The sequence below is a fragment of the Halomonas sp. TG39a genome, from assembly GCF_000744395.1.
Taxonomy (GTDB): domain Bacteria; phylum Pseudomonadota; class Gammaproteobacteria; order Pseudomonadales; family Halomonadaceae; genus Vreelandella; species Vreelandella ventosae_B.
Window position 1 is genome coordinate 588,830 of the sequence record NZ_JQLV01000002.1, and the last position, 26,335, is coordinate 615,164.

Below are 26,335 nucleotides of genomic sequence, written 5' to 3' on the forward strand. Positions count from 1 at the left end.
AAACAGCTGAGGCGATTTACCATCGTAGGGAGCGGTACACTTACTCAGAACAGTTACTGAAAAAAGTTACTTAAAAACAGTTAACTAATTAATTACTGGTTGAATTTTCATCATCTTCAGCACCAGGCATAGGATCGGTGCCTTCACCAAAACCTGGCTCATCTTCGTCAGGATTCATGGTACCTTCTGCAGGCTCATCCATGGTGTCTTCGGGCAACGTACTTTCAGACGACATACTGCCTTCTGTAGCCGGTTCTTCTCCCAAACCTGGATCTTGCTCCATCGCAGGCTCTTCACTCATGCCTGACTCTGGCTGGCCTGATTCAGGCTGACTGGTGGCGTCTTGCTCTAGCGGTGCAGCTTCTTCTGCAGGCGGTGCAGTCTCTTCGTTGTCGCCGCAACCGGCGAGTACAAGAACACTTGCTGCCGTCGCCATCATGCATAGTGTTATCCAGCGTGGGCGATTGGAAATTTGCTTACTCTCAATGCGGTCATGTTGCTTGTCCATAATACCCACCTCCATTACTAACACTGAATGTTTCTGAACATCTAACTGGATAATCGCAAACCAGCCTTATACATATAAAATGTTGCTTACGTGAAACCTAATTCACTTTACGTGCCAAACAAACCATAAAAAAATAAAAACAAATAAAATCAATATTTTATAAATAAAATCGCATGCCGCTATGGGCGTATAACACACCCCCTAGGGTGGGTAAAAAATGACACATGTAGCGTTAATTTCCCCGTTGAGCGAGCCGTTGTGACACACAGTGCCTACCTATGTATAATAATTTTTAATAAATTATCCGACTCAATCTCTTATTTCTTTATGAATGGCGTAGCAACGACACACGCCCATTCTGTTCAACTTATTCTGCTCAACATAAAGGCATCGCCGATGGACGAAACACGACCGGTCAAAATTAAAGTACGTGGATTAAGTAAAGTCTTTGGCAAACAACCAGATAAAGCCATTGAGCTTCGTAACCAGGGAATGAAACGCCCCGAAATTCTGGAGAAAACTGGCCAAACGCTGGGGCTGTCCAACATTTCGTTTGATGTCTATGAAGGCGAGCTTTTAGTCATCATGGGGCTATCGGGCTCAGGCAAATCGACCTTGATCCGCTGCCTGAACCGTCTGATTGAGACCACCGAAGGTGAGATCATTATCGACGGTGAAAACATTCCAACGCTGAAGGAAAAAGCGCTGCTGGAGTGTCGCCGCCGCCACTTCTCTATGGTGTTTCAAAACTTCGCGCTATTTCCCCACCGCACTGTGCAGCAAAATGCCGAGTTCGGTTTGGAAATTCGCGGCGTAGAGAAAACGGAGCGTCACAAAATTGCTCATGATGCACTCAAGCAAGTGGGTCTGGAAGGTTGGGAAGACGCCTATCCCAACCAGCTTTCCGGCGGCATGCAGCAACGTGTTGGCTTGGCCCGCGCTCTGGCAAACGATGCCACTGTACTGTTAATGGATGAGGCTTTCTCCGCGCTCGACCCGCTGATTCGCAAAGATATGCAGCAAGAGCTTTTGCAACTGCAATCCAAAATGCAAAAGACCACGGTCTTCATCACCCACGATTTGGATGAGGCGCTCAATATTGGCGACCGTATCGTGCTACTGAAAGATGGCGAAGTGGTGCAGATCGGCACGCCGGAAGAAATTCTCACCAAGCCTGCGGATGACTACGTGCGACGCTTTATCGAAGGCGTTGACCGGGCGCGTATTTTGACCGCTGAAAGTGCCATGCGGCCTCTGCGCTCCACCGCCCGCGAAAGCGACGGGCCGCGTACGGCGTTACACCGTATGCGTGACCATGCTATCGACTCTATCTATGTGGTTGACCGCAACCGGCGCCTACTTGGCTTACTTGAGGCCGATGCTGCCAGCCGGGCGATTGAAGAGGGTGCCGATTCGATTATTCCCTACTTGACCCAGGACTTCCGCAAAGTCCCCATGGATGAGCCACTGCATAACCTGTTTGCCATGTTTAGTGAAAAGAGCTTCCCCATTGCCGTCATTGATCAGCAGGAGCAGCTACTTGGCGTAGTGGTAAAAGGCGCAGTACTCGACGAACTGGCACGAGCAGGAGAGCAATAATGGAGATCCCACGCATCCCGCTAGGTGATTGGATTGAAAGCGGCCTAACTTGGTTGACCAGCGAATTCTCCATGGTTACCCGCGGCATTTCCCGCTTTACCCAAACCGGCATTGATACTTTAAACAGTAGCCTTTTTTGGCTACCTGAATGGGCGCTGCTAGGCCTGATTGCCCTGCTATGTTGGCGGTTAGGCGGCACTCGCTTAGCTATTGGGGCCATCGCAGGCTTAGCATTAATTTGGAACCTGGGCCTGTGGGAGCCCATGATTGAAACGCTTACGCTGGTGGTGTTTGCTACCCTGGTGGCGATCGTTATCGCGCTACCGGTCGGCATTGCTGCGGCGCTGTCTAATCGGCTTTACCGGGTGATTATGCCGATTCTGGACTTTATGCAGACCATGCCCGCGTTCGTCTATTTGATTCCGGCTATTCCGTTTTTTGGGATTGGCTCGGTCTCGGCGATTTTTGCTACGGTGATCTTCTCGATGCCCCCCGCTATTCGCTTTACCACGCTGGGCATTCGTCAAGTGCCGGTGGAGCTAATCGAGGCCGCCGATGCCTACGGCGCCACCCGTGGCCAGAAACTGGTTAAAGTGCAGCTACCGCTATCACTACCCACGGTAATGGCGGGTATCAACCAGACGATTATGCTCGCCCTCTCCATGGTGGTCATCGCCGCCATGATTGGTGCCGATGGTTTGGGCAGCGAAGTATGGCGCGCGATTCAACGCTTGCGCCCGGGCGATGGCTTCGAAGCGGGTATTGCGGTGGTTATATTGGCGATGCTGTTGGATCGTTTAACGCAATCGCTACGCAAAACCCGCAAATAAAGCAAAGCAACAGAAGCGGCAGCGTTGAGTCACGTGCTTGCTAAGTCGCTTCTGGCTATCCATGCTGTATTGAGCAGCAAGCATTTACCACATTAAAATTTATACCCAAGGGAGAAAGTGAATGAAACATCGCACATTGAACCTCCGTATCCGTCTTGCTTCACTAGCACTGTTAGCGGGTGCCGGTGTTGCCGTTAGCAGTGCGGCGCAAGCTGAAGAAGAGAAAGGCACGGTTAACCTGGCCTACGTTGAATGGTCTTCCGAAGTGGCTTCCACTAACGTGATTGCCGCGGTACTTGAGCAAGCAGGCTATGAGGTTGATCTAACGTCACTCTCAGCAGCTGCCATGTTCCAGGCGCTCTCCACTGGCGATGCGGATGCCATCGTTGCTGCTTGGCTGCCAACCACCCACGCCGATTATATGGAACGCGTTGGTGATAATGTTGAAGATCTCGGCCAAAACCTGGACGGCACCAAGCTGGGTCTCGTGGTACCTGAATACACCGACGTCGACTCCATTGCCGACCTTAACGATAACGCCGATAAGTTTAATGGCGAGATCATCGGTATTGACCCCGGTGCAGGCCTGATGAGCCTCACTGAAGAGGTTGTGGATACCTATGACCTTGATCTAGACCTGCGCAGCGGCAGCGGTGCCACCATGACAGCGGCGCTGGCGAGTGCGATCAATAACGAAGAAGATATCGTTGTTACTAGCTGGACGCCTCACTGGATGTTTGCTCGCTTCGACATCAAATATCTGGAAGATCCGGAAAATGTCTATGGCGGTGCAGAGCAGATCCATACGGTCGTTCGCGACGGCTTGGAAGATGACATGCCGGAAGCTTATGCCATTCTCGACGCTTTCGAGTGGACGCCTGAGCAGATGGGCGAAGTCATGCTGATGAATCAGGAAGATGGCAGCGACCCCTATGAGAACGCAAAACAGTGGGTTGAAGATAATCAGGACGTCGTTGAGCAGTGGCTCAATAGCTAATCGATCCATGTAGGCAGTACAACGGGGGGCTTCGGCCCTCTGTTGTCGTTATAACGATCCCTTTGATCGGCATGTATCTGTTCAGCATACTGCTATTAAAAAAGAGAGGCACCTGTGGATAACCACGACGATAAACGTCCCCCTGAAGAGCCGGTCTCTGAGGGCATACCTGCTCCAGATGGCCCGGCGAATCTGATTGATACCGATTATGTCATCGGCCAAGACAACATCACCACCAACACCATGGGTCTCAATCTTGACCTGCATGGCAAGGTATTTAGCATTTCAGCAATCGTCGTGTTGCTGTTTGTGGTGCTAACCCTGGCGCTGCAAGATACGATTGCGCCTATATACGACGCCATTTTCAGTTTTCTGACCGGCAACCTAGCCTGGTTCTTTATCCTAGCGGCGAATATATTCGTTATTTTATGCATTGGCCTGATCTTCTCCCCATTAGGTAAAATCCGCATTGGTGGCGCCGATGCCAAACCTGACTTTACCTATATGGGTTGGTTCTCAATGCTGTTTGCCGCGGGTATGGGCATTGGCCTGATGTTCTTCGGTGTCAATGAACCGCTGACCCACTTTGGCACTTCATTTGACGGCGGCAGCTGGGCACCGTTAGCCGGCGCGGAAGGCAATGCCGCTGGTGCTGAAGCGTTAGCTATGGCCGCAACCATCTTCCACTGGGGCCTGCACCCCTGGGCGATTTATGCCAGTGGCGCTTTCGCTAGCGTTGTTCTCGTTCAATAAGGGCTTGCCGCTCTCCATGCGTTCGGTGTTCTACCCGATTTTGGGGGAACGTGTTTGGGGCTGGCCGGGTCATGTGATCGATATCCTGGCGGTATTTGCCACGCTGTTTGGTTTGGCGACCTCTCTAGGGCTAGGTGCCACACAGGCTGCAGCGGGCTTGACGTACCTGTTTGGCGCGCCGGAAAGTGATATCACCATGATCCTGTTGATCATCGGCATTACGATGATTGCCATTTGCTCGATCATTGCGGGCGTTGATAAGGGCGTACAACTGCTCTCCAAAATCAATATTGTTCTTGCTGCAATACTGCTGTTCTTCGTGATTGCGGTTGGCCCTACCCTGATGATTGTCACAGGCTTCTTTGAAAACCTGTGGAACTATGCGGTTCATCTACCTGCGCTATCGAATCCCTTTGGCCGTGAAGACGCCAACTTTAGCCAGGGCTGGACAGCCTTCTATTGGGCCTGGTGGATCTCCTGGTCTCCGTACGTCGGTATGTTTATCGCGCGGGTTTCCCGTGGCCGCACCGTGCGTGAATTTCTGGTCTCGGTCATGCTGGTTCCGTCGACAGTATCAGTACTATGGATGACCACCTTTGGTGGCACAGCGATCGACCAATATGTGAGTCAGGGCATCGAAGCCGTACGTGATGCGGGTGTCGATCTGCAGCTATTCATTATGTTAGAGCAGCTACCGCTATCGCAAATCACCTCATTCGTCGCCATTGTGTTGGTCATCGTGTTCTTCGTCACCTCTTCTGACTCCGGCTCGCTGGTTATCGACTCGATTACCGCGGGCGGCAAGGTCGATGCACCAACGCCACAGCGTGTGTTCTGGGCGATCATTGAAGGCGCGATTGCCATTGCCCTGCTGCTCGGTGGTGGCTTGACCGCGCTGCAAACCATGGCCGTCTCCACCGGCTTCCCGTTCACCATCATATTGCTGGTGGCCTGCTATGCCATCATCAAGGGACTGATGAGCGAACCCAAGGCGGTCTAGCGCTGTTTTAAACCGACCTTCTGGTTTAAACCTAGCGAGTAAGTAAAACGGGCAACCCACTGGGTTGCCCGTTTTTTGTTGGTATGTTGATAGATAGCCTTCAACACCACATATCTTTTAAAGGCGTGTCAGGCCGATAGTGGGTGGCAATTTGCGCCTGTAAAAGCTCTGCGGTCGCCAACGCATCCACCAAGGCGTGATGCCCTTGATAAGCAGGCAAACCGTAGCGTTCACGGCTAGCATGCAGGCGGATGGAAACCGGTGGACGGCCCAGCCAGCGGCGAAAACGTGCCCATAGCGATTGGCGGTGCAGCCGCGCTTCCAGCGACATGGTATCAATCATAGGAAACAACACCCCTTCCTTACGGCGGGCTTTAACCGCTGCATCTAAAAAGGGTCGTTCGATATTACGAAAATGCACGACCACCAATCGCCCCGCTAGCTGGGCCAGCAGCTCATCGAGGATTTCCTCTAGATCCGGTGCCTGGGCGATCTCCGAGTGGGTAATATGGTGGAAAGCAATCGAGGCTTCATCAAGTGGCCTGGGCGGCTTGACGACCCAATAGCGCCGCTCGGCCAACTTGATACGGCTTAACGTGAAGGGTACGACGCCAATACTGACAATCGCGTGTCGCCGCTCATCCAGCCCGGTGGTTTCCATATCCAGCGCCACCATGGGCACCTCAGAAATGGGCGTTTCCGGATCTGGTAACGAGGTGCTAAAAAACTGCTGAAGCGCAGGATTACCCGCCTGCTGCGCCCGCTGGGCCATATAGCCCTGCCAGTCGGCCTGGGTGATTTTTTGACGTGGGCGTATACCGCGCATATTAACGCCCCTGCCGATGTGCGGGCATGGGGTAACGGAACTTGAGAAACTTCTGCGCGTTGCTCAACACCTGGAAAGCGTCTTTGAGTGTATGCCGTTCGCTATCCGCAACGTTTTCAGGCTCGATATTGTTATCCGGCAGACGATCCTCTTGCAGATCAATCATTTGATGGCGAATCCGCGACATACATAAGAACTCAAATGCATAGTTAAGCTTGTCGCTCATACCATTCGCCAAGAGCTGGGTCTTGCTGATGTCATTTAAGCGCTGGAAGGAGTTTTGCGCTTTGGAGCCGCAGGCCAAGGCGTGAATACGCACCAAATCCACCATTGGCGCCGTACCGCGGCGTTTTAAATTGATGGAGTTGTTGTGCTTGCCATCTTGTTCCATCACAAAGGTGCGGAAAAACCCCAGCGGCGGCGTACGGTTTAAGGCATTACGCGCCATGGCGGCTAAAAACAGCGGTGATTTTGGCGCTGTCTCGGCAATCAAATCTTGCAGCGTTTCGACATAGAGGTCTTCGCCGTAGCAACTATCCAGGTCAAAGAAAATCGAGCTGTGCAGCAGCCGTTCGGGCGTGGGGTTGGCCATCCAATCCTGGAAATAGCCCTTCCAAACGCTGAGCGGCTGACGCCATTGAGCGTTGGTTGCCATCACATCGCCTTTGCAGTAGGTATAGCCGCAGGCGTCCAAGCCATCGCTAACAATTTTTGCCAAGGCGTAAAAATAATCATCGTGCAGTTTAGGGTCAAACTCGTCGGAGAGAATCAGCGCATGATCCTGGTCAGTGACAATGCTCTGCTCATTGCGCGCCATGGAGCCATTGACCATAAAACAGTAGGGCACCGGCGGCGGGCCGAGTTCTACTTCGGCCATTTCCAGCAACCGGCGCGTAAAGCTGCGCCCGATGGTAGAGAGCGCACTACCCACCATCTGTGAGTTAGCGCCCTCTTGTACCATGCGCACAAACGCCGCGCGCACATCCGGCGCTAAGCGCGCCAGGCCCTGGGCGCTGGACTGATTAAAGATATTGCTGACCAGATAGAGGCCGCTATGGGTCTCATAGCGAATAATATCCGAGAGGTGCACCACCCCCACCGGTCGCTGACGATACAGCACGGGCAGGTGATGCACGTTACTGCGCAACATCGTCAACATGGCTTCATAAACAGACGCATCCGATTGAACGGTAATGAGCCGCGAGGAGACCACCTCACCGACCGAGGTATGCGGCGACAGCCCCTCGGCCACCACCCGAGTACGAAAATCACTGTCGGTTAAAATCCCACACATCTGCCAAGTCTGGCCTTCGCTATCCTTAAAACTGTAGCGCGGATTGTCGCTACCCTCTTTTATTACCAGCAGCGCGGAAGCTTGAGCTGTACTCATCTGCTGCGCGGCGTGCTGAACGCTGGTAGACGTTTCCACCATCACCGGGTAGCGAGTTAGCAGTTTGCGTATCCGCGTGACCATCATGTCATTGGATTTCTTTTGCTGCTCGGCGGCGCTCTCTAGCCGTGGTCGCTCTAACTCGACAAAATCAGCAAAATGCTCATCCTCATCGCACAGCTTTTGGAAGACCGCCTTAGGGATAAAGTAGAGCAAGGTATCTTCAATCGCCTTCGCAGGAAGGCGCACTTTATGATTCCGCAACAGGCTGAAATGGCCGAAAATATCGCCTTCACCTAAACGGTTATATAGCTCCCCCTGGCTGCGATAGACCTCCACAGCGCCACTGCGGATATAACACAGATCATTGAGTGTATCGTTTAGCGCTAAAATAGTGCTGCCGGTTTTGAAGTAGCTCACTTCCACCTGCTCAGCAATGGCATCGAGAAGATCATCCGACAGCCCATCAAAAGGCGGAAACCGGCCCATATGCTGGCGTATTTCTAGTAGTTCGACATCCATACGGACTCCTCGAGCGTATCGGGTTATATAACCTAAAGTGTGGCGGGAAGGCTAAGTTAGGTAAACCCCACCCAGCATAATAAAACTGTCCCCGGCAAAATGAAAAAAAGCCCGGTGCAGTTATGCACCGGGCTTTGTTGGCCGAAGCCATGCTGATATTAACGCCGATAAATGAACATTACTTCATTCAAAACGACATCAATTATTTGCAGCGATATGACTTAGGACTGTTCAGCCATTTCCTGAACACGCTGCATCATTTCTGGATCTTGCTGAATAGATTGACCGATAGCGTTGAAGGTATCAACATCTAGGCCGCTGTCTTCGACCACTTCGATCATGCGGTCGTTGGCTTCAGTGCGCACTTCCTGCTGTGCTGACTCATCTTCTGCTTCCTGCAGACGCTGGGTATATTCCTGAGAAATAACCGCAATCTCTTGAGAAGCATCGGCAAACTGCTGGAGCTGATCGTCAGAAAAATCCTGGGCAGGTGCTGCTTGCTGGGTCGCCATCGGATCTTGCTCAGCGCCTTGTTCTTGCTGGGCGTGGGCAGTAGAAGCCATCAGACCAGTGGCAAGCAGGGCGGCGGAGAACAGGGCAGTCATACGTTGCATAGAAAAAACCTCAATATTGCGTTGTGTATGTGCTCACTGTGACGCGCCGTATTCAGCCAGGTTCAATTTATTATGTAAAAGTTAGTAACAAAAAGAACAAAATGTATCTAAAAACCGGATCCAACACGCCACCACGGAAATTAAATGACTAATATATTCAAAAGCTTACGTCAGAAAAGTCTATCATCGGCGGGGCTGACCGCAATGCCCGTACTTTTTGTTCTGCTTTGGAGCACCGGCTTTATCGGCGCCAAGTTCGGTCTGCCTTACGCAGAACCCTTTACGTTTTTGTTTATTCGCTTTGTCCTCACGCTACTGCTGCTGATTCCCCTGGTCGTAGTGATGCGTATCCCTTGGCCTTCATCACCCAGGTTATGGACACACATCGCTGTATCAGGTTTTCTAGTCCACGGCGCTTACTTAGGTGGCGTTTTCTATGGCATTTACCTAGGTATGCCCGCCGGTTTAGCGGCATTACTGGTGGGGCTCCAGCCACTGCTGACCGCCGCCTTCGCCGGGCCTTTATTAGGCGAGCAGCTCTCATGGCGCCAATGGCTGGGACTAGGGCTGGGCCTTATAGGCATCAGTTTAGTGCTTGGCAGTAAGCTAGAGATTGGTGAATCGCTGTTTGATGGTTTCGGGGTTAGCGCTCTACTGTGTGTTACCGCTGCGTTGATCGGCATCTCCTTAGGTACGCTGTATCAAAAAAGATACTGCACCAGCATGCCGCTGCTTTCCGGAGCAGTTATTCAATACTTGGCGGCGAGTGCTCTGCTGGGGATAGGCGCGCTGCTATTTGAGACTCGTCAGGTGGAGTGGAGCAGCACCTTTGTGCTGACCCTGGGCTGGCTGGTGTTGATTCTCTCAATTGCCGCTATTCTGTTACTCATGGCCTTGATCAAAAAGGGGGAGGCCTCGCGGGTCGCGAGTCTTTTTTATCTAGTGCCACCGGTCACTGCGCTGCAGGCATGGTGGCTATTTGACGAGCGTCTTCCCTTGCTAGGGCTTGTGGGGATGTTGGTTGCCATCACTGGGGTAGTAATGGCAATTAGACGATAACGCGATTTTTATAATTAACGATAGTTGTAGACCAGGGCTTGGATAAACATGTCAGCACAACACCACTGTGCCAGGGTGAACGGACACTGTAACCGTTGCGACTCCCCGGTACCTTTTGCATTTACCATGGCGTTTCAACCGATCGTCAATGTCAGCCAGCGGCAAGTTGTTTACTACGAAGCATTAGTACGCGGCCCTAACGGTGAAACCGCTTTTTCAATACTTGGCCAGGTGACCGATGAGTTGATGTACCGCTTTGATCAGGCTTGCCGCATCAAAGCCATTGAGTTGGCAAGCGCTCTTGGCATGCGGGAACGGCTCTCTATCAATTTTCTGCCCAATGCCGTTTATGAGCCACAGGCGTGCATTCAAGCCACCCTGGAAGCGGCGCACCGTGTTGGCTGGCCCACCGAGCGGCTCAATTTCGAAATTACCGAAACCGAGCGGGTCAAAGACCGCATGCATATGCGAGGAATTATTGAGAGCTATCGCGAGATGGGCTTTACCACCTCGCTGGATGATTTTGGTAACGGTTATGCCAATCTCGATCTATTGACCGACCTGCGGCCCGATACGCTGAAAATCGATCGCGATTTAGTCATGGAGTGCGACCGCGACAAACGCCGCCAGGCCATACTACGCAGCCTGGTGGCGTTAGCAGATACATTGGGAACACAGCTGATTGCTGAGGGCGTGGAAACCCGCGAGGAGTCGCGTTGCCTGCTAACACTGGGCATTCCTATGCAGCAAGGCTATTACTTCGCTTACCCAAACTTGGAAGCACTGGCAGAAATTGACGACGCTCAATATGACTAGAGGTGCTCTAAATAGTCCGCACCACCTAAATTGCGCATTTGCTGGCGTATCCACTGGCTTCGTCGCTCAACCTGGGCATCGGGCCGGGAGGCACTGCGCGTTAACGGGCTGGGTAAAATAGCCGCAAGAAGGCTTGCCTGGCGCTCCGTTAGCGAACTGGAAGAGACGCCGAAATAGTGCTGAGCAGCGGCCTCTAAGCCAAAGACACCGCGATCCCACTCGGCGACATTAAGATAGACCTCCAGAATACGCTGCTTGCTCCAGAGTATCTCAATCAGTAGCGTAAACCACGCCTCCAGCCCCTTCCGCGTCCAGCTGCGGCCTGTCCACAGAAAAACGTTTTTAGCCGTTTGCTGAGTCAAGGTGCTGGCACCCCGCAGCCGCCCACCATCTTGGCTGGCCTGCCACGCGCGGCGCAATTCGACAAGATCAAACCCGCTGTGATGCGGAAAGCGCTGATCCTCTGAGGCAATCACTGCCAGTTTGGCATTTACAGAGAGCGAATCCCAACCTCGCCACTCGCGCTGTATACGAATCGGTTCGCTATGGATCCAGCTCTGAATTTTGCGCTCGACCATCACCATCGACCCCGGTGGAGGAACGACGCGAAACAGTAGTACCAGCGCGACTGACAGCAGCACAAACGCTAACACGCCGCGCCAAACAATCCGCCAAAGCAGACGCATAAAACGGCGCAGCGAGCGATTGAGCATCCCGTTATCCTTAACGCTTCATGAGGTGGTCTGCATGATAGCGCAGATGATCCTCAATGAACGAGGCAATAAAGAAGTAACTGTGATCGTAACCCGGCTGACGGCGCAGCGTTAACGGATGATCGTACTGTTCGCAAACGGCCTCTAAACGCTCTGGCTGAAGCTGCTCTTCCAGGAATTGATCTGCTTCCCCCAGGTCGATAAACAGCCGCTGGCGGGATGCACCGTTGGCCACCAGTTCGCAGGCATCGTACTGGCGCCAGCGTGACTGATCATCCCCCAGATAGGCATTAAACGCCTGTTGACCCCAAGGGCAGTTCATCGGGTTGACCACTGGCGAAAACGCCGATACCGATCGGAAACGCCCAGGATGACGCAGCGCTAGAATCAATGCACCATGCCCCCCCATGGAGTGGCCGCTAATCGATTCACGGCCATTGACCGGAAAGTGCTGGCGCACCACGGAAGGCAGCTCCTCAATCACATAATCGTACATGCGGTAATGTGACTTCCACGGTGACTCAGTGGCGTTGACGTAAAACCCGGCCCCAGAGCCTAAATCAAAACTCTCATGCTCGCCGGGCAAATCGGTTCCCCGTGGGCTGGTGTCAGGGCAAACGATGGCCACCCCCAACTCAGCAGCGATACGATGAGCACCGGCTTTCTGCATGAAATTTTCGTCATTACAGGTCAGCCCCGAGAGCCACCACAGCAGCGGTACGCGCTCGTTTTCCGCCTGGGGCGGCAAGTAAACGGCGAAGATCATGTCGCAATCCAGCGCACGGGAGTAGTGGCGGTAGCGCTTATGCCAGCCACCGAAACTACGGTTGGCAGACACCAGTTCTAGAGTTTCACTCATGCTCATGGGCAGGTTCCTTTAAATGCAGCAAACGCGGCAGGTCCACCCTACCGCGTTTTAGCGTTTTAAACGTGCTTCCTATACTACTTAATAATGCTGGGCCTAGTAATGCACAGGGCAAATGACTGCCTGTAAAACTCCCTATAGCGGAGTGCCAGGGCAGGTTTCCGCGAGGGCGCTGTGAACCCATCCGTGGGCGCTACTTTTGACATCCCTGTCAAAAGACCCTCGCTTCAACCTGCCCTGGCACTTAGCCTTGTAGAACCTAGTAATGCAGCACGGCACGAATGCTCTTACCCGCATGCAGTAACTCAAACGCTTCGTTGATTTTCTCAAACGGCATATCGTGGGTAATGAAATCATCGATATTGATTTCGCCGTTCATATAACGATCAACGTAGCCCGGCAGTTCGCTACGCCCTTTTACGCCACCAAAAGCAGAGCCTTTCCAGACCCGCCCGGTGACCAGTTGGAACGGCCGTGTGGAGATCTCTTCGCCAGCCCCGGCTACACCAATCACGATCGATTCGCCCCAGCCTTTATGGCAACACTCTAGCGCCGAACGCATCACGTTAACGTTGCCGATACACTCAAAAGAGTAGTCGACGCCGCCGTCGGTCATATCGACAATCACCTGCTGGATCGGATCAGCATACTCTTTCGGGTTCACAAAGTCGGTGGCGCCAAACTGCTTGGCCAGCTCGAATTTATCAGCGTTGACGTCGATAGCAATTATACGCCCCGCCTTGGCCATTACCGCACCTTGAATGACGGCCAAACCGATAGCCCCGAGACCAAACACTGCCACCGTGGCGCCCGGCTCTACTTTGGCAGTATTGAGCACCGCACCGATACCAGTGGTTACGCCGCAGCCCAGCAGGCAGATCTTATCCATGGGGGCTTCTTTGGAAACCACCGCCAGCGAGACTTCAGGCAACACTGTGTACTCGCTGAACGTGGAGGTGCCCATATAGTGATGAAGCATTTTGCCATCGAGTGAGAAACGCGAGGTACCGTCGGGCATTACCCCTTTACCTTGAGTAGCGCGAACGCTGCCACACAGGTTGGTTTTACCCGACAAACAGAATTTACATTTGCCGCACTCGGCGGTGTAGAGCGGAATGACGTGGTCGCCTGGCTTAAGGCTAGTGACGCCCTCGCCTACTTCCTGAACCACGCCTGCACCTTCATGGCCCAAGACAGCGGGGAAATTACCTTCGGGATCAGCACCGGAGAGCGTGTAAGCATCGGTATGGCAAACACTCGTAGCGGCCATTCTAACCAGCACTTCCCCCGCCTTCGGGCCTTCGACATCAATCTCGACCAGTTCAAGCGGCTTACCCGCTTCCAATGCAACAGCTGCGCGTGACTTCATTTTGACTCCTAAATGTTCATTACTTCAAAAACAAAAACTAAGGCGTTACTCGTCAGTAGCCACTGGGCCAAACTCAATCGGCAGCCAGCGATAGCCCTCTTCATCTTCTACGATATGACCAATGCCAGGGAAAGGCATATGGGCACCAGCTATCCAGTGTTTATCTTTAACCGCGCTTTCGAGCACGCTTTCCCGGGTGCGAATGGCCTGCTCGGGGTCAGAATCAAACTCAATGGCCACAGTAGGGTCAGCAAATTGAACACCGTAGCTGTGCACCACATCACCCCATACCAGCATGGCGTCATCATCGCTATTGAGCATAAAGCTTGAGTGTCCGGCGGTGTGGCCATGGGTATCTTGGGCAACGATACCCATCAGCACTTCATCACCGGCCGTAAAAGGGTTGAAACGGTCAGCTTCCTGATAAGGCGCTACCGCCTCTTGAGCCATGGTAAAGAAGGGTTGATTGGCTTCAGGCGCCGCAGCCGCACGCTCTTCATCCAGCCAAAAATCGGCATCGGCTTGACTCGCTCGCAGCTCAGCATTGGGATAAACCGCTTCGCCCTCCTCATTGGCCAAACCACACACGTGGTCAGGATGCAGATGGGTCATCAGCACCGTGTCGACATCCTCCGGCGAGTAGCCAGAAGCGCGCAGGTTACTCTCCACCTGACCTAACGAGGGGCCAAAGCAGGCAGCTGAGCCGGCATCAACCAGCACAAGGTTCTCGCCAGTGTGAATAAGAAAGGCATTGACCGCAGTTTGCATGCCACTCTCTGCATCGATAAATAGCGCATCCAAGTGGCGGAGAATCTCTTCTTGCTCCATGCCTTTTAACAAGGAGGTATCAATAGCCGTATGGCCATCGTACAGCGCGGTTACCTCATACTCCCCAACCATCATGCGAAACCAGCCTGGCGCCTGCTCCTGCTGCTGGGTGGGTAGCTCTGCCTGAGCACTAACTGCCCAGCCAGCGCCCACGGCCACTGCTAGCGCACCGCGAGACCACTGAGATAAAGATATAGACATAAGCACAAGGCTCCATTGATAGGCTAGCGATGCTAGCAGTGTAGGCCAGCTAGGCGCTCTTGATAAACCGGGATACACTCATAAGATTATTGCCACACAGCAACAATTACTATCAACCCAGGGAGTTAGCATGCAGCACTGGAGCCGTATCGAAGCCTTTGTGGAGGTGGTGCGTTTAGGCACGTTCTCTGCTGCGGCCCGCCACCTAAAGGTATCGACCTCGCATATTAGCCGCTTGGTTAGCCAGCTCGAAAATCAGCTAGGTGTTCAGTTGCTATATCGCACCACCCGTCAAATTCGCTTAACCGACGCGGGGACTACCTACGTGGAACACTGCCGCCATCTATTTGATGGGCTGCGGGATGCCGAGCAGGCGCTTAGCGAACTCCAGGCCAAGCCTAGCGGGCTACTTAAACTGACCTCGGCCACGACCTTTGGCGAGCGCTTTATCGCCCCACTGGTGAATGACTTTCAGTGTTTGCATCCGCAGCTGGACGTTCATATGCACTTCACTAACCGACCAGTAGAACTCATTGAAGAGGGCTACGATATTGCCATTCGGATGGGCGTATTAAAGGATTCAAGCCTGATCGCCAGACGCCTATGTGACCGCCGTGAGTATATCGTCGGCTCACAGAGCTACTTCCGCCAGGCGCCGCGCCCCCACACCTTGGCGGAACTTAGCCAGCACCGCTGCCTGATTGGCTCACGGCCCAACTGGCTGTTTGAAGTCAACGGCCAACGCCGTGAAGTGCGTGTCGAGGGGTGCTGGTCGGGCAATTCCGGGCCAGCGCTGCTAGACGCGGCGCGCAAGGGGCTGGGGCTTGCGCAACTACCGGACTACTACGTTGCCCCCTACTTGGCCAGCGGCGAGCTAGTGGCCGTGCTTGAGCCCTTTCAGCATCACGATACCGCCGTCTGGGCGGTTTACCCTCGCCACCGCCACCTGTCACCCAAAATCCGCCAACTGGTCGACTACCTGGTCGCTAATATAGACACCCTGCTACCCAGCAATCCGCTTGCCTAGCACTCGATAGCATTGACCGCGAGCCCGCCCTTGGAAGTCTCTTTGTATTTGTCCTGCATATCGCGGCCGGTATCACGCATGGTACGAATCACTTTATCCAGCGATATAAAGTGCTCGCCATCGCCGTGCAGCGCCATTCGTGCAGCATTGATTGCTTTGACGGAGGCAATTGCATTGCGCTCGATGCAGGGAACTTGCACAAGCCCGCCTACCGGGTCGCAGGTCAACCCGAGGTTATGCTCCAAGCCGATCTCAGCGGCATTTTCCACTTGCCCCGGCGTGCCGCCCAGCACTTCGGCAAGCCCAGCGGCCGCCATAGCACAAGCGGAGCCAACTTCACCCTGGCAGCCCACCTCTGCACCGGAAATGGAGGCGTTCTTTTTGCATAAAATGCCTACCGCCCCGGCAGTCAGCAGAAAATCGACCACATCGGCCTCGCTGGCGTCGGGTTCAAACTTCAAGTAGTACGCCAAGACGGCGGGTACGATGCCTGCAGCACCGTTGGTCGGGGCGGTGACCATGCGCCGCCCGGCGGCGTTCTCTTCATTCACTGCCAGCGCAAACACATTGACCCAATCCATCACGGTAAAACTCGACACAATCAGCCGCTGATTTTTCGGCGGATGAAGCAACTGCTGGTGGAGCAGTTGCGCTCGACGACGCACATTTAACCCACCGGGCAAATGGCCTGTCGCACGCAGGCCATTCTCAATACTGTCGCTCATGGCGTGCCAAATGGTTAGCAGCTCTTCGCGAATGGCCGATTCACTACGCCAAGCCTTCTCATTTTCAAGCATCAGTTGGCTAATACGCAGTTGATGCTGGCGACATAGCGCGAGCAGCTCAGCCGCCGTATTGAAGGGGTAAGGCAGTTCAGTAGCGTCTTCGCCAACCTCGCCTTGATCTGCCTTGGCTTGATCGACATAGAAGCCGCCGCCAAGGGAGTAAAAGGTATTGGTCGCGACCAACGCATCATCACAATAGGCGCTTAGCACCATGGCATTGGGATGGAACGGCAAACAGGCCTCATCCCATTCGACATCGTTATGAGCGTCAAAAGCGATCTGTTGGCCATTGGCCAACAACAGCGGCTCGCCTTCGGCAAGTTGTTTTAACCGCGACGTAATCGTGTCTGGATCGATACTTTCTGGTGCTTCGCCCATCAGCCCCATGATGACGGCTTGATCGGTACCGTGGCCCACCCCGGTGGCGGCAAGTGACCCATGAAGCCTTACCACCAGTCGGGTAACGCGGGTATCGCCAAGCGCCAAGGCAAAATCTCGCGACGCGCGCATCGGGCCCACAGTATGGGAACTCGATGGCCCGATGCCAATTCGGAAAAGATCAAACACACTAATAGCCATGTCTATTACGCCTCACAACACTGTTATTACCTGCCTATGGGACACTTTGCAGCGCCGATGACCAAACGTCGAGTGATTAACCGCAATATCGACGTGCCAACACATAACTGTGACGATATAATGAACATTCAACCCTGCATGTTTTTATATGCACATGTCATTGCAAAATTGTGTAGTAGCTACGCTGCTTACCCACAAAGGATGTTGGTATGTCTTCCTCCCCTCCCTGGCCTATCGGATTTCGAACCATCTTAGGACGTGCAGTGCTGTACGTGCTGTTTGTCGGCGCGATTACCCAAGGTGCCTATTTTGAAGCGCTCTATTTACCCTCAGTTCGGTTTTCTGAGTTAGGCTTTACCGAGTTTACCCAGACCCTGGTGCTGGCCACCTGCTGTGCGATGCTGATTTATATTCGCCAAGTGCTTAAAGTTTGGCCCACCATCACGCTACTACTGCTGGCGTTTGTGGCCGCCTCTCTGGTGCGTGAGCAGGATCACTTTTTAGACAACTATGTCGCTGAAGACACCTGGAAAGTGCTTGTTGCACTGATTATTCTCCCCACGCTCTTTTGGGTGATTAAACAACGCCAACGCTTTCTGGAGGAGTTCGCCCATTACAGCAATACCTTCGCCTTTGGTCTTTTTACAGCCGGCGTGCTGACCACCTATATTTTCTCACGCTTATATGGACGGCAGGAGTTTTGGCAAGCCATTCTTGAAGACAGCTACTCGGGAACCTTTAAGAGCGTCGCTGAAGAAGTGGTTGAGCTGCTTGGTTATAGCTTAATTTTGATCGCCACCCTGGAACTACTGCTACTGGCCCGTCGCGTTTATCAAGCCCGGCAGACGGCGTTGTAAAGCCCATACCTGCTTGCTGCCCCCCATGTAATCAGCTACACACGCCGTCTTTGCTTGGCAAGACGGCGTTTCATTTTTCAAATCTCGTTATGCAAAAAGCCGTTTGCGACCCGCTGCGCTTCAACGTAGTGTCGCTCGCTATGCTTCACCGCCATATCTTTTACCAAAAACTCTTACATTGACGACATAAACCTTATGAATAAAACCAAACAAGATGAAAAAAACCTGCAGCGTGGTTTTTTCACCCGTTTTCTAGATAGCGTTGAGTGGCTAGGTAACCTGCTTCCTCATCCCGTCACACTGTTTGCAATACTTTGCGTATTAGTGGTTATCGCCAGCGGTATTGCGGCTGCACTGGGGGTTTCAGTAGCCGATCCACGACCCGCCAATGAGGGCGAGTGGATCGCCGTGAACTCTTTACTAAATGCCGAAGGTTTACGCCGACTGGTCACCGAAATGGTCACTAATTTCACTAGCTTCGCCCCACTTGGCACCGTGTTGGTGGCTATGCTGGGCGTAGGCGTTGCCGAGCATTCGGGACTGCTCTCCGCGAGCATGCGCGCCTTAGTGCTCAACCGCTCCCCCCGAATTGTTACTTACGCAGTAGTCTTTGCAGGCATTATGTCTAATATGGCTGCAGAGCTTGGTTATGTTGTACTGATTCCACTTGCCGCTATGATATTCCACTCACTGGGACGGCATCCCCTTGCGGGCCTAGCTGCTGCGTTCTGTGGTGTTTCTGGGGGATACAGCGCTAACCTGCTAATCGGCACAGTTGACCCATTACTTTCAGGCATTACCCAGGAAGCGGCCCGGCTACTTGACCCTGCTTATGTCGTCGGCGCAGAGGCCAATTGGTTCTTTATGTTTGCCAGCACGTTCTTTGTGACGCTGATTGGTGGACTGGTCACCGAGCGCATCGTAGAACCCAAGCTGGGTAAATTTGATTCTGCCTACGCCGATAACGACATTGACCAGCAAAATATGGGAGAACTTTCATCAACGGAAAAACGCGCCTTAAAAGGCACCGGCTTAGCAGCGCTGGCATTAGTCGTGCTGGTTGCCGTGATGGTAGTGCCTGAGAGTGGAATACTGCGCAACCCTGAAACGGGGCTGATAAGCGGCTCACCGTTTTTACGCGGAATCGTTGTGATTGTAGCGGTATCATTCACTCTATTAGGCTTTGTCTATGGCCGCCTAGCCGGCACCATGCACAATGACCGCGACGTGGTAAACGCCATGGCTAAAAGCATGAGCAGTCTGGGCTTATACATCGTCCTGGTGTTCTTCGCTGCTCAGTTCGTAGCGCTGTTTAACTGGAGTAACTTTGGTACCGTGACCGCGATTGCTGGTGCGGATCTGCTGGAGTCTCTCGGACTACGCGGCCCCGGCCTGTTTGCTCTGTTCATTATTATGTGTGCATTCGTCAATTTGTCGCTGGGCAGCGCCTCGGCGCAGTGGGCGGTGACGGCTCCCATCTTTGTCCCCATGTTAATGTTAATGGGTTACGCACCAGAGGTCATTCAAGCAGCCTATCGTATCGGTGATTCAGTCACCAATCTGATCACCCCGATGATGAGCTACTTTGGCCTGATCCTCGCTGTAGCAACCCGTTACCGGCAGGATATGGGCATTGGCACGTTGGTTGCTCTTATGCTTCCCTATACGCTGTTTATGCTGATTGGATGGAGTCTGCTGTTCTTCGTTTGGGTGTTTGTGTTTGGCTTACCTGTTGGCCCTGGCTCCGCCACCTACTACACGCTATAGCCCTTTGCATTGCTTAACGTAAAAAGCCCGCCGTTCTGAGAACGGCGGGCTTTTTACTTTCTACTTACCCCTCACTATTCACTGCTAACGTTATTCACTCGTCGAGGAACGAACGCAGCGGCTCTGAGCGGCTGGGGTGACGTAGCTTGCGCAGCGCTTTGGCTTCAATCTGACGGATTCGCTCACGCGTCACGTCAAACTGCTTGCCCACCTCTTCCAGCGTATGGTCGGTATTCATATCAATACCAAAACGCATGCGCAGCACCTTCGCTTCGCGGGCGGTCAAGCCGCCTAACACGTTACGCGTTGCTTCGATAAGGCCTTCACCGGTAGCCATATCAATGGGCAGCAGCATGGTGCCATCTTCGATAAAGTCACCCAGGTGTGAGTCATCGTCGTCACCAATAGGCGTCTCCATGGAGATCGGCTCCTTGGCGATTTTGAGCACCTTACGGACTTTATCTTCTGGCATTTCCAAACGCTCGCCGAGCTCTTCCGGCGTCGGCTCACGGCCCATTTCCTGCAACATCTGGCGCGATACGCGATTGAGCTTGTTGATCGTCTCAATCATATGCACCGGAATACGGATGGTGCGCGCCTGATCGGCAATCGAGCGAGTGATTGCCTGACGAATCCACCAAGTAGCATAGGTCGAGAACTTATAGCCACGGCGATATTCGAACTTATCGACCGCTTTCATCAAGCCGATGTTGCCTTCCTGGATGAGATCCAAGAACTGCAGACCACGGTTGGTATACTTCTTGGCAATCGAGATTACCAAGCGCAGGTTGGCCTCAACCATCTCTTTCTTGGCACGGCGCGCTTTCGCTTCACCAATCGAGAGCTTGCGATTCACCTCTTTCAGATCGGCAACCGAGAGTTGCACCATGTCCTCTTCGAAGGCGATCTTACGCTGGGCACGGGCAATATCGGCGCGTAGCGGCTCGAGGCGATCGGCGTACTTGCTCTGCGCTGCCTGGAAATCATCCAGCCAGGTTTTACGCGACTCGTTGCCAGGAAACGACTTGATAAAGGTTTTGCGCGGTACCTTGGCTTTTTTCACGCACAGCTGCATGACCGCTTTCTCTTGGGCACGCACCTGCTCAACGCTGATACGCACTTGACCGACTAAGCGCTCAAAATGCTTGGGTACCAGCTTGATCGGCGAGAAGAGCACAGCTAAACGAGCTTGTTCCGCTTTTAGCTCGGCACTGCCGCGGCCATGTTTAGCAAACGCCGCTTCGACCAAGGCGTTCTGCTCGCGAATCTGCTCGAAACGCGCACGCGCCTCTTCAGGATCCGGTCCGCCTTCGCTGGCCGTGGAGTCGTCGTCTTCATCGTCGCCGTCGCCTTCAACATCCTCTTCAAGCTCGGATTCGGGTTCCGGTTCGGGCACCTCTGCTTCGGCAACACCGGGGATCCCCTCATCGGGATCGATGAAACCAGAAAACAGATCCGAAAGACGCCCTGGCGCTTCTTCATCCTGAGTAGCGTCGTAGGCGTCCAGAATGGACGCGACGGCACCCGGCAAATAGGCCAGAGACGACATCACTTCACGGGTGCCCTCTTCGATCCGTTTGGCGATTTCAATTTCGCCTTCACGGGTCAGAAGCTCAACCGTGCCCATTTCTCGCATGTACATGCGTACGGGGTCAGTGGTGCGGCCTACATCGCTTTCCACGGCGGCAAGGGCCGCTACGGCCTCTTCCGCAGCGGACTCGTCCGTGGATTGATCCGACATCATCAAAGTGTCTTCATCTGGCGCTTCTTCAGCGACACTTATACCCATGTCGTTGATCATGCCAATGATGTCTTCCACTTGATCCGGGTCGGCGATATCCTCGGGTAGATGGTCGTTGACCTCGGCATAGGTCAGGTAACCCTGTTCCTTGCCTCGAGCGATCAACTCCTTCAGACGCGACTGCTGCTGCGCATTTCCAGCCATAGAAACCCTATCTCGACGAAGAAGAATGAAACACCTGGTGCGCTGAATCGATTAAACTCAACAAGCCGTACAGTATAGCGTAAATAGCAGGAAATTTTCCAGCATGACGTATTTGCGCGGCAATTCAGGTGTGTTAGTTTGTTCGGTTAGGCCAGCGCTCGGTGGCTGACCCTATATCTGGTGCTGAAACGCTAGGAATTCAACCCCCACCGCCCAAGACACCGCCTCATTGGCGCTGTGCAAGCTCCATTACCAGGCTTGCCAAACGTCGGCGCTGCTCCTTATCTAACTTTTGCCCGGCGCGCTCCTGCGCCAGCAACGCCGCGTACTCCTCTTGGGGAGAACGCTGGCGCTGAACGTACTGCAAGTGCTCCACCAAGCCCTTCAACTCTGCTTCCCGATCTGGCTTGGGAATCAACAGCTCGCGCTTGGCGAAGACCGCTAAGGCCTGTCCCTGCTGGCTGCCTTGAAAATGCGCCAACACCACTTGTGGGCTGCGGTAGCGCCCCGCCTTGAGCAGTTCAATCAGCTCGCGGCATAGCGGCGCATCGTCATCTTCAGGCAACCACTCCAAATGATCAGGCAGCGTGGCCACCAAATTGGGCTCATGCAGCAACAGCTGCACGATACGCCCAACCGGGGAGAGCGCCTGAGAACGTGAACGCGGCGACAGAGCAGGGGCCGCCAAAACAGCGCCAGGCATCGCCGATGACGCCGAATCGGACTCTCCCTGTTCCTGAGAAACATCGCCATTGGCGGTGCCCTTGGAAAGAGTCCGTTGCGACGCCTGGGCACGCTTTTCGAGCAGCACTTTCAATTGCTCTTGCGCCAGCCCGCTACGCTGCGCCAGCGACTCCAGTAGTAACGATTTGAGCATGCCTTCAGGCACTTTGTTCAATGCTTCGAGCACCTGACTGGCAAATCGCTCACGCCCTTCCACTGTTTTTAAGTCGCGCCCCTGGGCGGCTTGCTCGAATAGAAACTCCGACAGCGGCATGGCACAGGTCACACGATCCTGAAATGCCTGAGTGCCTTCACGGCGCACCAGGGTGTCCGGGTCATCACCTTCGGGCAGAAACAGAAAGCGCGCTTCACGACCATCAATCATTTGCGGCAGCGCGGTTTCCAACGCCCGACTAGCCGCCTGTCTTCCCGCACGGTCACCATCGAAACAGAACACTACGCGACTCACCAGTCGAAACAGGCGGGTCAAATGGTCTTCCGTGGTGGCGGTACCCAGCGTCGCCACGGCGTTATGAATACCGTATTGCGCCAGCGCCACCACATCCATATAGCCTTCGACCATGACAAGCTGCTCAAGCTTGCTGGAGGCTTGGCGCGCCTCATACAAGCCGTATAGCTCACGCCCCTTATGGAACACGGGCGTTTCCGGCGAATTAAGGTATTTGGGCTGATCATCACCCATCACCCTGCCGCCAAAAGCAATCGTGCGACCACGCAAATCGCGAATCGGGAACATTACCCGATCACGAAAGCGGTCATAGGTACGTCCGGTATCTTCGCGGTGAATCAACAGGCCGTACTCGACCTGAACCGGCTCACCAATACCGCGCTCGCTGAGGTGCTGCTTCAGCGCCTCCCAGCCTGCTGGAGCGTAACCAATACCATAGGTCTTGATCACGTCATCCGAGAGTCCGCGACCCGACAAATAATGCTGAGCGGACTGCCCCTCCTGCATCTTTAATCGCTCGCGATAAAAACTGGCGGCGAGTTCGAGCAGGTTGACGCCCTCTTTGCGCTTCTTTTCACGCTGCTGAGCACGCGGGTCATCAGCACCCTCACGCGGCACTTCAATCCCCAAGCGCCCGGCTAGCTGCTCGACCGCCTCAGGAAATGGCAGCTTGTCATACTCCATCAAGAAGCGTAGTGCATTACCATTAGCCCCGCAGCCAAAGCAGTGATAAAACTGCTTATCAGCACTGACAGTAAACGATGGGGTTTTCTCTTGATGGAAGGGACATAGCCCAGAATAGTTGCGGCCAGCCTTTTTAAGCTGCACACGCTCACCAACCACCTCGACCACGTCAACGCGGCCTAACAGGTCATCAATGAAACGCTGTGGAATTTGGCCTGCCATGAACTACGGGCATCCTCGCGCAAAGCGCTAACTTTCGAGACTGTTTTTAAAAACCGCTCTTAAGAACCCTGCTTAACGTCATCAGACCCATTGCCAGATCACCTTAAACAGCGACGGTCTTGAACGATCGCTTTAAAAAACGATGGCTTTAAAAACAACAGTCAAAAACAAACGGCCACCTAGTGGCGGCCGCTTGGCATCCCTCTTGAGACGACCAGCTAACTGCTCCGGCCCCCTCGGGTACGGATCAATAGAGCCGTTCGAAACGCTTTTGCTCACGCTGGATTTTCTTGGCGTGGCGTTTTACGGCAGCGGCCGCTTTGCGTTTACGCTCAGCAGTCGGCTTCTCATAGTGCTCGCGGCGGCGTACTTCAGAAAGAACACCGGCTTTTTCGCAAGAACGCTTGAAGCGACGCAGGGCGACGTCAAACGGCTCGTTATCACGTACTTTTACAGAAGGCATTAAGCACTCACCTACCTTAAGGAGTCTTGAGTTCGGATAGTACGTACACTGCGATATCGCGATTCATATTGCGACTAACAAAGCGGTGTACGACCCAGTTTTACAGCGCACAGTAGTTTAGTCGCCGTTGACCATCTTTGCAAATGCTTACGCTGACCTGCGGCGACAATGCTAAACTAGCGCTGCAGTATTTTTCACCTTTATATCTTTTAAATATCCTTTGAGAGTCGCTTTTTATGCGTGTTCTGGGCATTGAAACCTCCTGCGACGAAACCGGCGTCGCGCTTTACGACACCTCGCTAACCGGCGGCCAGGGGCTGCTTGCCGACGCGCTATATAGCCAAATCGCCATGCACGCGGAGTTTGGCGGTGTGGTGCCCGAACTCGCCTCTCGCGATCACACCCGCAAACTGCTGCCGCTGATTGAGCAGGTGCTCAGCGACGCCAAACTGACGCGCCGCGACCTGGATGGCATCACTTACACCGCTGGGCCGGGTTTGGTCGGCGCATTAATGGTCGGCGCCAGCACCGCTCACGGCATGGCCCGCGCCCTAAACATCCCGGTACTCGGCGTACACCATATGGAAGGTCACCTGCTGGCACCGATGCTGGAAGATGAGCCTCCCGAGTTCCCCTTTGTGGCGCTACTGGTATCCGGCGGCCATACCCAGCTTGTCGAAGTTCAAGGGCTGGGCCGCTATAAACTGCTCGGTGAATCGGTGGATGACGCCGCGGGTGAAGCGTTTGATAAAGCCGCCAAGATGCTCGGCTTGGCCTACCCAGGCGGACCACAGGTCGCCAAGCTAGCGGAACAGGGTGACCCTAAGCGCTTTCGTTTCCCGCGGCCCATGACCGACCGCCCGGGGCTTGATTTCAGTTTCTCGGGCTTAAAAACCCACACCATGACGGCTATTCGCCAGTTGGAAACCGCCCAACAACTCGACGACCAGGCCCGCGCCGACGTTGCCCGCGCCTTTGAAGAGGCGGTTGTCGATACGCTGGTAATCAAGTGCCGTCGAGCATTGGATCAAACCGGCTTGAAGCGCTTAGTAGTCGCGGGCGGAGTGAGCGCCAATCATCGCCTGCGCGAACGGCTGCAAATTGAGTGTGAAAAACGGCAGGCCCGTGCCTACTACCCACGCGGGCGTTTCTGCACCGACAATGGCGCCATGATTGCCTACGTAGGCGCTCAACGCCTAGCCGCGGGCGAGTGTGATATTCCCGGCATGATGCAGGCGACGCCCCGCTGGCCGCTGGATCAGTTGATACCGCCTGCCTCACGCTAAGAACCGCGAAACGGCGGCTCCTCGCCGCTTCGCAATCGGCGAATATTAAGCCCATGGCGGGCCAGTACCAGCAGGCTGAACCCACCCACCACCATGACATACTCCGGGGCTAACCAAATACAAGCTAGCGGCGCCACTAAGGCACTCAACAGCGAGGCCAGCGCCGCCGTTTTAAGTCGCCACGCCAACAGCGACCAAACAACCGCGCTTAGTAGCGCCACATAAGGCACCAACACCAGCAGCACACCAAAGGCACTGGCGACCGCCTTTCCGCCGCGAAAGCCATGCCATAGTGGAAAGCTGTGACCTAGCAATACCGCCAACCCGACCAGTCCCTGCAACCATACCGGACAACTGGTCAACTTTGCGCCGAGTACGGCGGGCATCGCTTTTAAAGCGTCTAACAGCAGTGTCGCTGCCGCTAAGCGGGGGCCATAGAGGCGCAGCACATTGGAAAAGCCAGGGTTAAACGAGCCATGTTGCCGAGGGTCACCCACGCCAGCTAGGCGGCAAACGCTCAGCGCTGCCAGCCAACTGCCGCTAAAATACCCCACCACTATCCACCCCATGGCTGTATGCTCGCTTTATAGGCCGTCTCGATAACCCGGCTTACTGTCGTTTAACCCCATCCTAACGTA

Annotated in this window: 22 protein-coding genes and 1 pseudogene; 10 read left to right on the forward strand and 13 right to left on the reverse strand. The window is 54.0% G+C overall.

What is annotated here, in order from left to right:
- Window positions 1-88: 88 nt before the first annotated feature.
- Window positions 89-508, reverse strand: a complete 420-nt coding sequence (locus tag U738_RS20820) for a hypothetical protein (protein ID WP_231896815.1) — start codon at window positions 506-508, stop codon at window positions 89-91.
- Between the two features lie 396 nt (window positions 509-904).
- Between U738_RS20820 and U738_RS20825 the strand changes: the two genes are divergently transcribed.
- The 4 genes and pseudogenes from U738_RS20825 (at window position 905) to U738_RS20840 (ending at window position 5,687) form a co-directional block, all read left to right on the forward strand.
- Window positions 905-2,107 (forward strand): quaternary amine ABC transporter ATP-binding protein, encoded by a 1,203-nt coding sequence (locus U738_RS20825; RefSeq protein ID WP_035585021.1) that lies wholly within the window; start codon window positions 905-907, stop codon window positions 2,105-2,107.
- Window positions 2,107-2,937 carry an ABC transporter permease gene (locus tag U738_RS20830; protein ID WP_035585024.1) on the forward strand — a complete coding sequence of 277 codons (831 nt, stop codon included), beginning with the start codon at window positions 2,107-2,109 and terminating at the stop codon, window positions 2,935-2,937. The genes U738_RS20825 and U738_RS20830 overlap by 1 nt, the downstream gene beginning before the upstream one ends.
- Window positions 2,938-3,058: 121 nt before the next feature.
- Entirely contained in the window at window positions 3,059-3,934 is an 876-nt protein-coding gene (locus U738_RS20835) for a glycine betaine ABC transporter substrate-binding protein (protein WP_035585026.1), read from the forward strand.
- 114 nt (window positions 3,935-4,048) lie between these two features.
- Window positions 4,049-5,687 (forward strand): annotated as a pseudogene (locus tag U738_RS20840) (BCCT family transporter).
- A gap of 100 nt (window positions 5,688-5,787) precedes the next feature.
- On the opposite strand, the gene U738_RS20845 reads toward U738_RS20840, so the two are convergent.
- The 3 genes from U738_RS20845 to U738_RS20855 all read right to left on the reverse strand — a co-directional run bounded on the left by U738_RS20845 (window position 5,788) and on the right by U738_RS20855 (window position 9,039).
- The gene (locus U738_RS20845; RefSeq protein ID WP_035585028.1) at window positions 5,788-6,513 is read right to left on the reverse strand and encodes a 3'-5' exonuclease; all 726 of its coding nucleotides are present in this window, start codon (window positions 6,511-6,513) and stop codon (window positions 5,788-5,790) included.
- A gap of 1 nt (window position 6,514) precedes the next feature.
- Window positions 6,515-8,425 (reverse strand): DUF294 nucleotidyltransferase-like domain-containing protein, encoded by a 1,911-nt coding sequence (locus U738_RS20850; RefSeq protein WP_035585031.1) that lies wholly within the window; start codon window positions 8,423-8,425, stop codon window positions 6,515-6,517.
- A 221-nt stretch (window positions 8,426-8,646) separates the two neighbouring features.
- Window positions 8,647-9,039 (reverse strand): DUF4168 domain-containing protein, encoded by a 393-nt coding sequence (locus U738_RS20855; protein ID WP_035585033.1) that lies wholly within the window; start codon window positions 9,037-9,039, stop codon window positions 8,647-8,649.
- Between the two features lie 144 nt (window positions 9,040-9,183).
- Between U738_RS20855 and U738_RS20860 the strand changes: the two genes are divergently transcribed.
- Together U738_RS20860 and U738_RS20865 are read left to right on the forward strand one after the other, a co-directional pair.
- Window positions 9,184-10,098, forward strand: coding sequence for a DMT family transporter (locus U738_RS20860; protein ID WP_050713199.1), 915 nt, complete (start codon window positions 9,184-9,186; stop codon window positions 10,096-10,098).
- Between the two features lie 48 nt (window positions 10,099-10,146).
- Window positions 10,147-10,914, forward strand: a complete 768-nt coding sequence (locus U738_RS20865) for an EAL domain-containing protein (protein WP_442905716.1) — start codon at window positions 10,147-10,149, stop codon at window positions 10,912-10,914.
- On the opposite strand, the gene mtgA is transcribed toward U738_RS20865, so the two are convergent.
- The 4 genes from mtgA to U738_RS20885 form a co-directional block, all read right to left on the reverse strand.
- Window positions 10,911-11,627: a monofunctional biosynthetic peptidoglycan transglycosylase gene (gene mtgA, locus U738_RS20870; protein WP_035585042.1), complete on the reverse strand. Its 717-nt coding sequence runs from the start codon at window positions 11,625-11,627 to the stop codon at window positions 10,911-10,913. The two genes, U738_RS20865 and mtgA, sit on opposite strands and share 4 nt — an antisense overlap.
- A 10-nt stretch (window positions 11,628-11,637) precedes the next feature.
- Window positions 11,638-12,492 (reverse strand): S-formylglutathione hydrolase, encoded by an 855-nt coding sequence (gene fghA, locus U738_RS20875; protein WP_035585043.1) that lies wholly within the window; start codon window positions 12,490-12,492, stop codon window positions 11,638-11,640.
- A gap of 259 nt (window positions 12,493-12,751) precedes the next feature.
- Complete coding sequence (locus U738_RS20880; protein ID WP_035585046.1) at window positions 12,752-13,861, reverse strand: S-(hydroxymethyl)glutathione dehydrogenase/class III alcohol dehydrogenase; 1,110 nt, start codon at window positions 13,859-13,861, stop codon at window positions 12,752-12,754.
- Window positions 13,862-13,906: 45 nt separating this feature from the next.
- Window positions 13,907-14,890 (reverse strand): MBL fold metallo-hydrolase, encoded by a 984-nt coding sequence (locus tag U738_RS20885; protein ID WP_035585050.1) that lies wholly within the window; start codon window positions 14,888-14,890, stop codon window positions 13,907-13,909.
- Window positions 14,891-15,020: 130 nt separating this feature from the next.
- Between U738_RS20885 and U738_RS20890 the strand changes: the two genes are divergently transcribed.
- On the forward strand, window positions 15,021-15,917 hold the full coding sequence (locus U738_RS20890) for a LysR family transcriptional regulator (protein ID WP_035585053.1): 897 nt from the start codon (window positions 15,021-15,023) through the stop codon (window positions 15,915-15,917).
- Here U738_RS20890 and U738_RS20895 read toward each other — a convergent pair.
- On the reverse strand, window positions 15,914-17,281 hold the full coding sequence (locus U738_RS20895; protein WP_035585056.1) for an L-serine ammonia-lyase: 1,368 nt from the start codon (window positions 17,279-17,281) through the stop codon (window positions 15,914-15,916). The genes U738_RS20890 and U738_RS20895 overlap by 4 nt on opposite strands.
- A 209-nt stretch (window positions 17,282-17,490) precedes the next feature.
- On the opposite strand from U738_RS20895, the gene U738_RS20900 reads away from it, so the two are divergent.
- On the forward strand, window positions 17,491-18,138 hold the full coding sequence (locus U738_RS20900; protein WP_035585059.1) for a hypothetical protein: 648 nt from the start codon (window positions 17,491-17,493) through the stop codon (window positions 18,136-18,138).
- A gap of 195 nt (window positions 18,139-18,333) precedes the next feature.
- On the forward strand, window positions 18,334-19,905 hold the full coding sequence (locus tag U738_RS20905) for an AbgT family transporter (RefSeq protein ID WP_035585062.1): 1,572 nt from the start codon (window positions 18,334-18,336) through the stop codon (window positions 19,903-19,905).
- Window positions 19,906-19,999: 94 nt separating this feature from the next.
- Here the strand turns inward: U738_RS20905 and rpoD are convergent, their stop codons facing one another.
- The 3 genes from rpoD to rpsU form a co-directional block, all read right to left on the reverse strand.
- Window positions 20,000-21,850, reverse strand: a complete 1,851-nt coding sequence (rpoD, locus tag U738_RS20910; protein WP_035585065.1) for an RNA polymerase sigma factor RpoD — start codon at window positions 21,848-21,850, stop codon at window positions 20,000-20,002.
- 226 nt (window positions 21,851-22,076) lie between these two features.
- Complete coding sequence (gene dnaG, locus U738_RS20915; RefSeq protein ID WP_035585068.1) at window positions 22,077-23,948, reverse strand: DNA primase; 1,872 nt, start codon at window positions 23,946-23,948, stop codon at window positions 22,077-22,079.
- Between the two features lie 247 nt (window positions 23,949-24,195).
- Window positions 24,196-24,411 (reverse strand): 30S ribosomal protein S21, encoded by a 216-nt coding sequence (rpsU, locus tag U738_RS20920; RefSeq protein WP_007113641.1) that lies wholly within the window; start codon window positions 24,409-24,411, stop codon window positions 24,196-24,198.
- Window positions 24,412-24,647: 236 nt separating this feature from the next.
- Between rpsU and tsaD the strand changes: the two genes are divergently transcribed.
- Complete coding sequence (gene tsaD, locus U738_RS20925) at window positions 24,648-25,697, forward strand: tRNA (adenosine(37)-N6)-threonylcarbamoyltransferase complex transferase subunit TsaD (RefSeq protein WP_035585069.1); 1,050 nt, start codon at window positions 24,648-24,650, stop codon at window positions 25,695-25,697.
- Here tsaD and plsY read toward each other — a convergent pair.
- Complete coding sequence (gene plsY, locus U738_RS20930) at window positions 25,694-26,266, reverse strand: glycerol-3-phosphate 1-O-acyltransferase PlsY (protein WP_035585072.1); 573 nt, start codon at window positions 26,264-26,266, stop codon at window positions 25,694-25,696. The two genes, tsaD and plsY, sit on opposite strands and share 4 nt — an antisense overlap.
- Window positions 26,267-26,335 lie beyond the last annotated feature (69 nt).